This window comes from Flavobacterium sp. (assembly GCF_036405015.1).
GTDB lineage: Bacteria > Bacteroidota > Bacteroidia > Flavobacteriales > Flavobacteriaceae > Flavobacterium.
The window spans coordinates 1-9,167 of record NZ_DASWYK010000193.1; the positions used below are offsets into that span (position 1 = coordinate 1).

Annotated in this window: 8 protein-coding genes; 2 read left to right on the forward strand and 6 right to left on the reverse strand. The window is 31.5% G+C overall.

Features of this window, described 5'->3' with window-relative positions:
• Positions 1-438: 438 nt before the first annotated feature.
• Both ybeY and VGE71_RS16660 read right to left on the reverse strand, forming a co-directional pair.
• Positions 439-858, reverse strand: a complete 420-nt coding sequence (gene ybeY / locus VGE71_RS16655) for an rRNA maturation RNase YbeY (RefSeq protein ID WP_331139322.1) — start codon at positions 856-858, stop codon at positions 439-441.
• Positions 855-4,256 carry a hypothetical protein gene (locus tag VGE71_RS16660; protein ID WP_331139323.1) on the reverse strand — a complete coding sequence of 1,134 codons (3,402 nt, stop codon included), beginning with the start codon at positions 4,254-4,256 and terminating at the stop codon, positions 855-857. The genes ybeY and VGE71_RS16660 overlap by 4 nt, the downstream gene beginning before the upstream one ends.
• A gap of 162 nt (positions 4,257-4,418) precedes the next feature.
• Between VGE71_RS16660 and gltX the strand changes: the two genes are divergently transcribed.
• Both gltX and VGE71_RS16670 read left to right on the forward strand, forming a co-directional pair.
• Positions 4,419-5,924, forward strand: coding sequence for a glutamate--tRNA ligase (gltX, locus tag VGE71_RS16665; RefSeq protein ID WP_331139324.1), 1,506 nt, complete (start codon positions 4,419-4,421; stop codon positions 5,922-5,924).
• 255 nt (positions 5,925-6,179) lie between these two features.
• The gene (locus tag VGE71_RS16670; RefSeq protein WP_331139325.1) at positions 6,180-7,163 is read left to right on the forward strand and encodes an SPFH domain-containing protein; all 984 of its coding nucleotides are present in this window, start codon (positions 6,180-6,182) and stop codon (positions 7,161-7,163) included.
• A gap of 20 nt (positions 7,164-7,183) precedes the next feature.
• Here VGE71_RS16670 and VGE71_RS16675 read toward each other — a convergent pair whose 3' ends face one another.
• From VGE71_RS16675 to VGE71_RS16690, 4 genes are all read right to left on the reverse strand, one after another.
• Positions 7,184-7,438, reverse strand: coding sequence for a DUF6327 family protein (locus tag VGE71_RS16675; RefSeq protein WP_331139326.1), 255 nt, complete (start codon positions 7,436-7,438; stop codon positions 7,184-7,186).
• A 5-nt stretch (positions 7,439-7,443) separates the two neighbouring features.
• On the reverse strand, positions 7,444-7,794 hold the full coding sequence (locus tag VGE71_RS16680; protein ID WP_331139327.1) for a competence protein: 351 nt from the start codon (positions 7,792-7,794) through the stop codon (positions 7,444-7,446).
• A gap of 74 nt (positions 7,795-7,868) precedes the next feature.
• On the reverse strand, positions 7,869-8,195 hold the full coding sequence (locus VGE71_RS16685; protein WP_144216425.1) for a YtxH domain-containing protein: 327 nt from the start codon (positions 8,193-8,195) through the stop codon (positions 7,869-7,871).
• Between the two features lie 94 nt (positions 8,196-8,289).
• On the reverse strand, positions 8,290-8,766 hold the full coding sequence (locus VGE71_RS16690; protein WP_331139328.1) for a hypothetical protein: 477 nt from the start codon (positions 8,764-8,766) through the stop codon (positions 8,290-8,292).
• Between the last annotated feature and the right edge of the window lie 401 nt (positions 8,767-9,167).

Below are 9,167 nucleotides of genomic sequence, written 5' to 3' on the forward strand. Positions count from 1 at the left end.
AACTGGAATCTTCAAACTGGAATCTTCAAACTGGAATCTTCAAACTGGAATCTTCAAACTGGAATCTTCAAACTGGAATCTTCAAATCAAATCTTCAAATCGAAATGTTTCACGTGAAACATTTCTAAACTTCCATTCTAAACTTCCATTCTAAACATCCATTCTAAACATCCATTCTAAACTTTAAATCAGAACCCAAACTTATGTTCCACGTGAAACGTTTTAATTTTTCGTTTCTGAAAATTTCAATTCCCAAGGATTGTTTCACGTGAAACAATACGTTTGTTTCTGTAAAATTCAATTCTAAAAATCGTTCCACGTGAAACGTTATTATTTAATTTTAAACTTTCTGAATATGTTTCACGTGGAACGTTGTAAAAAAATAAAATCTAGAACGTTTCACGTGGAACATATATTCACTTTTAAAAAGAAGTTTAACTACTGTTCCACGTGAAACATCTTCATCTTCTCTTCTTCCTTTGCTCTCATTAATTGAGCATCTTCATCCGTCTTATCCTTGTATCCGCAGTAATGAAGTATACCATGAGACAGTACTCTTTTCAGTTCTTCTGCGAATGAAACATTGAAGTCTTTTGCATTGTCTGCAACACGTTCTACAGAAACAAAAATATCGCCATTTAACTCGTTACCAACAGTATAATCAAAACTAATAATATCGGTAAGTGTATCGTGATCTAGATATTCAACATTGATTTTATGTAGATATTCATCATCACAAAATATATAGTTGATTTCTCCTTCACTCTTCTTCTCAGAAACAATAACAGCACTTAACCAGTCGCTAAAAGCCTTCTCGTCTCCTAAAGTAAAATCTGTTTCGTAATTAAAATTTATCATTTTGTATTAAAATATTCTTGAACTTTTTGATTAAAATTCGAGCGCAAAGGTAGTGATTGTCTGTTTAATATCTCTACACTGTTTAAATAATCCAATAATGAACTTGGTAAAGCGTTCGAACGATTTGTAAATTCAGCTTTATTCGTTTCAGATTGCCTTTGCGTATCTTGTCCTTGTTGCTGAACTGCATTGTTCAATTTCCATAATTCCTGTTGGATATTTAATATACGTTGCAGGTTCTCATTCTTAAAACCTTTATTCAAAATCTGCTTTTCAGATTGCTTCATTTGGTCAATTATAGATTTACCTTTAGAGTCCAAACCTTTCTTAGCTAACTCTTTTTGTAATGCTTCTCTAAGTTTAACTTGCTCTTTATAAATCTCCATAATAGCCTCTGCATCTCCTTCTCCATCTTCACCTTCATTCCCTTTGTTTTCTCCTTTACCATTCTTTCCATCTTTACCAGAAGAACCTTTATCTCCACTTTTATTTCCTTGTCCTTCTTTACCCTGACCGTCTTTTCCTTGACCACTTTGTCCTTGTCCAGACTTTCCATCTTTTCCTTCACCTGGTTTATCACCTTGCTGTTGTCCAGATTTCATACCGTCTTTCATCTTGTCGGCAAGACCTTTTTGTTTCTGAATAATATCTGGTAATTGCATCCCTTGTCCGTCTCCTGGTTTTGGTTTTCCCATTCCTGGTTTAGACATTGACATCTGCATATTATTTAATAAATCACTTAAGAAATCTGCTAACTTATTGGCAGATGAAACCGCATATTGTTGGTGTGAAACTCCTCTAGGAATCTGAACATCGGTTAACGTTTCAATCGCCTTATCCATATTGTATTGAACATTTCCAATTTCTTTAGTTACATCTTCTGCTACTTTCGGGTTACGTAATGAAAGTGCAAACAAACTATCATCAACATGTCTAAACTGTTGTTTCAAATTCTGCTGAATCTTGATGTTCTTTGTAAAGGTTGACGAACCCAATTTCATTGCTTTGAACTGTTTCATCACATCTTCTTGTGATAACGAGTAAGCTAAAAGGTTATCCAGAATCTGACGAAGCATGGCAACGTCTTCTTCTAATTGTTCTTGTTCTCCGCCCTCCATTTCGCTCTGCATTTCCTGAGCCATGTTCTTCATTTTCTTAGCAGCACTTTTCTGTTTTGGTTTAGCTGCAGAAGTATTCTTTTTACTCAATTCCTCAGAAGCTTTATACAGATCATTGTCTACCTCTTTCTCTTTAGAAGCATCAGAAGGAATATCCAAAGGTTTCTTTAAAGTCTTATTTTCTTCTTTCAAATCTTTTAAATCTTCCTGAATCTTGTCGAAAGATTTATTGATTTCGTCTTGCTTCTCTTTCGTGTTTTCTTTCTCTTTATTTGATAACTGTTCCTGTTGTTCTGACAGTTTATTTAATTTTTCAGCAACTTGTTCTGCTTTCTTTGAAACATAAAAACGCTTGGTCAATTCTACCAATTGTTCTAAATTACGAGATTGGTTTTTACTAATTTGTTTGAACTTTTCCATCTTATCAAACAGTTCTTCGCTGTTTAATTTATCATTCAAGTTCTTCAATTCATCTAATAATTTCTGATTCTTTTCTAAATCTTTCTGTGCATTATCTAAACGCTTTTGTAAATCTTCAGCCGTTTTATCTTTCTTATCGTCTTTGAACTTATCAAGATTCTGATTCATTTTCTCAGAAAATTGTTTCATCATTTCATCTTGTTGTTTCTGACGTTTGATAAAATCATTGATCTTCTGCTGATCTTTAAACTCTAAATTATCTTTTTCTTTTCCTGTATTTTGAAGCTTATCCATTTCTGAAATCTGCTTTGTTTGGTTCTTCAAAGATTTAGATAAACTATTGATATTATTATTTTGCTGCTGCAATTCTTGATCTTGAATTTCATCTGTTGTTGCTACACGATCTGAAAACGTAGAAGACTTTGTACTCTTAAATCCGTGTGGTGCATCGTTATCAAAAACTTCAAAATAGTATTCGTATGAAACACCCTCTTCTACCGGAAGGTTACTTGGGAAATTAAAAACGAATTGATCAAATACTCCAGCCTTTACAGGAATGTTTCCACGCTTAGCAGACTGTGGTTTGTTACGTTCATAGTATACAATTTGAAGTTTCGAAAGTCCGTAGTCATCACCCAATCTTCCTAAAATATAGTTCTTATCTAGCTTCAAACTGTCGGGTGCAGGACCAACATTGATGGTTGGAAACTGATCTTTGATTACGGATAGCTGATAATCTAGTTTTTCGTAGTTTTTGACCTTACTATTTGATGTAAGTATTTGATAATCGGTATTTTGACTTATATTTTTAGCCAATTTAAACTCATTTTCTACCTTATTAAACTTGAATACCTCATTATCTCTTTTCCATGTTACATCTTGGGTAGATTTGGTGTTCATTTTCCAAGTTACAGTTGTTCCTTCAGGTACAATTGCGTTTCCAGTTCCTTGAATTGTCTCTGCTTTTTTCTTTAGATAAGAAGGAAAATTCAAAACCATTTCGAAGTTTGCAATGGATGGAACAGTGATAACTTTCAAATCATATTCTTCTGAAAGAACTGAATTTCCTTCAAAAGAAAAACGAATATCTTCTGCTGGTTTCTCCACTTTAAATTCAAACTTTCCAGGCTGAGAAGATTCCATAAAATAACTTTCGTCACCAATATGAATCATCACATTTTCTGGAACTACGTTTCCAACAGATTCCATTTTGATCACAAAATCTTTGTTTTGTTCTGCTTGTAAATTAGAATTCAAAACCACAAATTTGAAAGGAGCTGGCGGTAAAAATGCTGAATTGAAATGCACTACTCTATTCAAACTTTGAGAAATTACATTGCTATTTCCAGAAATATAAAACACCGCAAAAAGCAAAATTGGAACCAAAGCCAATGGCAGATATTTTTTATTAGCTTTAAAATTGATTGCATTTCCAAACGGAATTGGTTGCAAAGAATTGGCCTTTTGTTCAATCGAAGCCAAAACCAATTCTGAACTTTCAGCATTATTTTCTGAAGACAATTGTAAAAAGTTCGTCAGCTTATCGCTCACTTCTGTGAAATGATTTCCAATAATTTTAGACGCTTGAGAATAATCAATTCCTTTCTGAAGTTTGAATAATTTGAATAATGGAAACAGAATTAATCGAACCAAAAGGAAAACTTCGACAGCAATAAAAATCCAAAAAAGGAAAGTTCTTCCTAATGGTTTTAGCCAAAGAAAGTACTCCACAAAAAGCGTAAACAAAAAATATAATAAACCAAAACCGGTAAAAAGTAAGATCCCTTTTATCAATTCGTTGGTATAATATTTCTTAATGAAAGCCTCTAACTTTTGATATATTGCAGATGATGTCTTCAAAATAAATCTCTTTTAATTATAACCTATAAAAGTAGTAATTATAATAATACCTTTTTAAGATTCTAAGTTACTAAGACGCTAAGGTTCTAAGATCAAAAATCTAAAATCAACATTCTGAAATCTAAAATCATAAAACGTATCTTTGCATCAAAATTTAAACAAATGTCAAAGCAAGTTCGTGTGCGTTTTGCACCAAGTCCGACTGGACCATTACATATCGGCGGAGTCCGTACTGCCCTATTTAATTATTTATTTGCAAAAAAAAATAACGGTGTTTTTTATCTGAGAATTGAAGATACAGATCAGACTCGTTTTGTTCCTGGTGCAGAGGCTTACATTATGGAAGCTCTAGAATGGTTAGGAATTGCTCCTGAAGAAACTGTTGGAAAAAATGAAAAATTTGGTCCGTACAGACAAAGCGAGCGTAAAAATTTATATCAACAATATGCCGATCAATTGATAAATTCTGGTTGGGCGTATTATGCTTTTGATACTCCAGAAGCATTGGATGCACATAGAAAACAACACGAAGCTGAAGGAAAAACATTTATTTACAATCATCATAATCGTGAAAAATTAGATACTTCGCTAATAATTTCTGCTGAAGAAACTGTGAAGAGAATTGCAAATGGAGAACATTATGTAATTCGTTTTAAAACTCCGGTTGATGAAACTTTACATTTGAAAGATATCATTCGTGGTGATATTAAGTTTGAAACTAATCTTTTAGATGATAAAGTTTTGTTTAAAAGTGACGGAATGCCAACCTACCATTTAGCCAATATTGTGGATGATCATTTGATGGAAACTTCACACGTAATTCGTGGTGAAGAATGGTTGCCATCTATGCCACTTCACGTTTTATTATACAAAGCATTTGGTTGGGAAGCTCCAGAATTTGCACACTTACCTTTGATTTTGAAACCAGTTGGAAATGGTAAATTATCAAAAAGAGATGGAGACAAAATGGGATTCCCAGTATTTCCTTTAGAATGGAAAACTGAAGAGGGCATTTCATCTGGTTACAGAGAAAAAGGATTTTTCCCAGAAGCAGTTGTAAACTTTCTAGCTTTATTGGGATGGAATGATGGAACCGATAAAGAAATATTTTCTCTAGAAGAATTAGCTGAATCTTTTGACTTGAACAGAGTTCATAAAGCTGGAGCTAAATTTGATCCAGAGAAAAACAAATGGTTCAATCACCAATATTTAGTAAAACAAAATGATGCAGATTTAGCTAAAACCTTCTCTCCTATTTTAGAAGAAAAAGGCGTTGATATTTGTAAATATGATATTACAAGGATTGTTTCTTTGATTAAAGAAAGAGCTCATTTCGTTTCAGATTTTTGGGAACTAACAGATTTCTTTTTCCAAGCTCCAGCATCTTACGATGAAAAAGCAAGCAAAAACTGGAAAGAAGAAACTCCAGCTTTAATGCAAGAATTGATTTCTGTTTTAGAAAACATTGAAGATTTTACTTCTCTAAATATTGAAACTATTGTAAAAGATTGGTTAACTAAAAACGAAATCGGAATGGGTAAAGTGATGCAACCTTTCCGTCTAAGTTTGGTTGGAGCTTTGAAAGGTCCTCACCTATTTGACATTGTAGAAATTATTGGAAAAGAAGAAACTATTTCTAGAATTGAGAAAGCAATTTCAACATTGTAAATATATTTTACCATTAAGATATTAAGAAAATTAAGCTCTACTTTGTGGTAAAAAAGAAGCTTTTTAAGTTCATAAAGCTTAGCTTAATTATCTTGACAAAGCTTGACTTAATTTACTTAATGCCTTAATGGTTCAAAAAAACTAAACGCTAAGAAACATCTACAAAATGTTCTTAGCGTTTTTTTAATGTTTGATAATTTTATTTTAGAAGAATTTTCGTAATTTACCAAAATCATAATTATAAATTAAATAACCATGAACACAGCATTCATTATCTTTTTAGTATTGGCATTCTTCATTTTTATGTCGTCGTTCTTTACTGTGAAACAACAATCTTCTGTAATTATCGAACGTTTTGGAAAATTTCAAAGTGTTAGAAATTCAGGATTACAACTTAAAATTCCGATGGTTGATAGATTGGCCGGAAGAGTAAATCTTAAAATTCAGCAGTTAGATGTTATCATCGAAACTAAAACTAGAGACAACGTTTTCATCAAAATGAAAGTTTCAGTTCAGTTCAAAGTGATTCAGGATAAAGTTTACGAAGCATTTTATAAATTAGAATATCCACACGATCAGATTACTTCTTATGTTTTTGATGTTGTTCGTGCCGAAGTTCCGAAACTAAAATTGGATGATGTTTTTGAAAGAAAAGATGATATTGCGGTTGCAGTAAAACGTGAGTTGAATGAAGCAATGTCTACTTACGGATATGATATCATCAATACTTTGGTTACTGATATTGATCCAGACATTCAGGTAAAAAATGCAATGAACAGAATCAATGCTGCTGATAGAGAAAAAACTGCTGCAGAATTTGAAGCTGAAAGTTCAAGAATTAGAATCGTTGCAAAAGCAAAAGCTGAAGCAGAAAGTAAACGTCTACAAGGACAAGGTATTGCAGACCAACGTCGTGAAATTGCAAGAGGTCTTGTAGAAAGTGTTGAAGTTTTAAACCAAGTTGGAATAAATTCTCAAGAAGCTTCTGCCCTAATTGTAGTAACTCAACATTATGATACATTACAATCTATAGGATCTGATACCAACTCAAACTTAATTCTTCTTCCTAATTCTCCACAAGCCGGAAGTGACATGTTGAATAATATGGTTGCTTCATTCTCAGCTTCAAACCAAGTTGGCGAAATGATGAAAAAGAACAATAAGAAAATTGAAAAACCAAAACCAACTCATAGACAATCTGGTTACGAAGATGACATTCAACCAGATGTTCAACAATAATTATAAAATAAAAAAGAGGCTTAATTGCCTCTTTTTTTATTCATAAACCAATTGATAACAAATGGAATGATAGATTGTAAAATTTGTGGATACGATTTTTTAAAATGATCTGTGTAAGATGAAACAAATCCGTTTACTATATTTTGCGGTGTTATGCTCTCTTTAGTTTTCTGAAAACTCAATTTCAATTTCTGATAATTGATATCTTTTTCAAGTTTTAAGATTTCTAAATCTTTATCGATCTCAGCATAAGAAGAGTATTTTTTCTTTTCCATAAGTTTTAATCATTAAAAAATATTTCTGAAAATTTCTCCAAGATCGGACCTTCAACCATTTTATCTTTAATGAAAAAAAGTAAAATTGTAAAGAAAAGATAGATCCCTCCTACTGCTAAAAATCCTAAAGCATTACTTCCAAACAAAGATCCAAAACCATAAGCAGCTGCAAAAGATCCAAAAATTAAAACCATTGTGAAACAAACTAAAATCAAAGTAAACTTAAAAATTAAAGTTGTAGATTTCATTGCAACTTTAAATCCCCAAAGTTTGTAGTAAGCCAAATGACTGTCGATATAACTTTTTGTTTGATCCTGAATTTTTTCAGTGTTTTCTTTTAACTCTTCAAAAGCCATAAGTATAAATTTAAATAAAAAAAAGCACAAAACTTTCCTATAAAAATAAGCAAGTTATGTGCTTTTAAAAAATATTATTTCTGAAGTTTAGCGTTCTGCGCTTTTAATTCAGCCAATTTAGTTTCTAAAAAAGTAATTACTTCTTCAGTTTTATGACTAACATTTGAAAGTAAATCATTCAAAGTTCCATCAAGATTTTGAGTAGCACTTGTAAATCTCTCGCGAAGAACTTCAGAACTTGCATCAAAAGAATCTTTAATGTTATGTTTAGCATCATCAATACCTTCTTTCAATTTAGCTCTAGTTTTTGACCCTTTGTCTGGAGCAAACAAAATTCCGATTGCTGCTCCCGCTGCTGCAGCCACTAAAATTCCGGCTGCGATATTTAAATTCTTAGACATGATTTTACAATTTTTAAATTATTACTTAAAGATACTCATTTTTAAAATGATAAAACTTTGATTAATTGTAATTTACAAAATATTAACAATACAATTAATACACATACGTTGTAGCTTCGTATTTACCATCTTTCTCAGCTATACTCACAAACGGCGAACCATTTGAAGCTGACTTACTTTTGATTCTCATAGCAGTTTGCTTCTGATTTGCAATTGGCGGTTCACCTTTTGTCTTGGTCGAGACTCCAGTAAATGTTCCTGTCTGCTTCAGCCCTATTGTTTTTTCCAGAGGTAAAACAGTTACCATTTTGTAATCGTCTTTTGAATCTACTACTATTTTATCTGAAACTTTTTGAGTTTGCTTTGTTTGTTTGTTTGTAATAGATGAAACTGCATGTTTACTAATTTTTACTTCTTCAGAACTTCCGTTCAAAGCATAATAAACTAAACCATTTTCGGTTTTAATAAAATTTACATCAAGTTGTTCACCATTGTGTTTTGTAATTTGATGTGTTTGTGAAATTGCAACATTTGCAAATAACACTGCTAGTGTAAAATATAATACTTTCATGATAATTAGATTTAAATTAAAAATGATCAGATTTGAAATTTAAAAACTAAATTTTCACAATTCAACATTATGGAATTTTTCGAATTATGATACAATTTGAAAAATATCTTTTACGAGAAAATATTATCAACATTACATCACAATAAAAATGAGAACATAAAATTGTCTTTTCAAGAAATCGGTTTTGAAAATTTACTGCAGTAAAAATTACGAGTTTTTAAAAACAATAAATTTCAGATTAGATTCTTTAACGGCAAATTTTAATTTTTGATAAAAATCATCTCTGACTTCTACTTTATGTTAAAAATAGCAGTTTTTAGCAGAATTGCATGTTAATAAGCCGTTAAACTGACTAAAATAACAGCTAAAATTAAAATTAGACTTCTAAATAAACAATAATT

Excerpts from the sequence above, each read along its gene's own strand:
- gltX (WP_331139324.1), top strand. The coding sequence starts at position 4,419 with ATGTCAAAGCAAGTTCGTGTGCGTTTTGCACCAAGTCCGACTGGACCA.
- VGE71_RS16680 (WP_331139327.1), bottom strand. The coding sequence starts at position 7,794 with ATGGCTTTTGAAGAGTTAAAAGAAAACACTGAAAAAATTCAGGATCAA.
- VGE71_RS16690 (WP_331139328.1), bottom strand. The coding sequence starts at position 8,766 with ATGAAAGTATTATATTTTACACTAGCAGTGTTATTTGCAAATGTTGCA.
- VGE71_RS16670 (WP_331139325.1), top strand. The coding sequence starts at position 6,180 with ATGAACACAGCATTCATTATCTTTTTAGTATTGGCATTCTTCATTTTT.
- VGE71_RS16685 (WP_144216425.1), bottom strand. The coding sequence starts at position 8,195 with ATGTCTAAGAATTTAAATATCGCAGCCGGAATTTTAGTGGCTGCAGCA.
- VGE71_RS16675 (WP_331139326.1), bottom strand. The coding sequence starts at position 7,438 with ATGGAAAAGAAAAAATACTCTTCTTATGCTGAGATCGATAAAGATTTA.
- ybeY (WP_331139322.1), bottom strand. The coding sequence starts at position 858 with ATGATAAATTTTAATTACGAAACAGATTTTACTTTAGGAGACGAGAAG.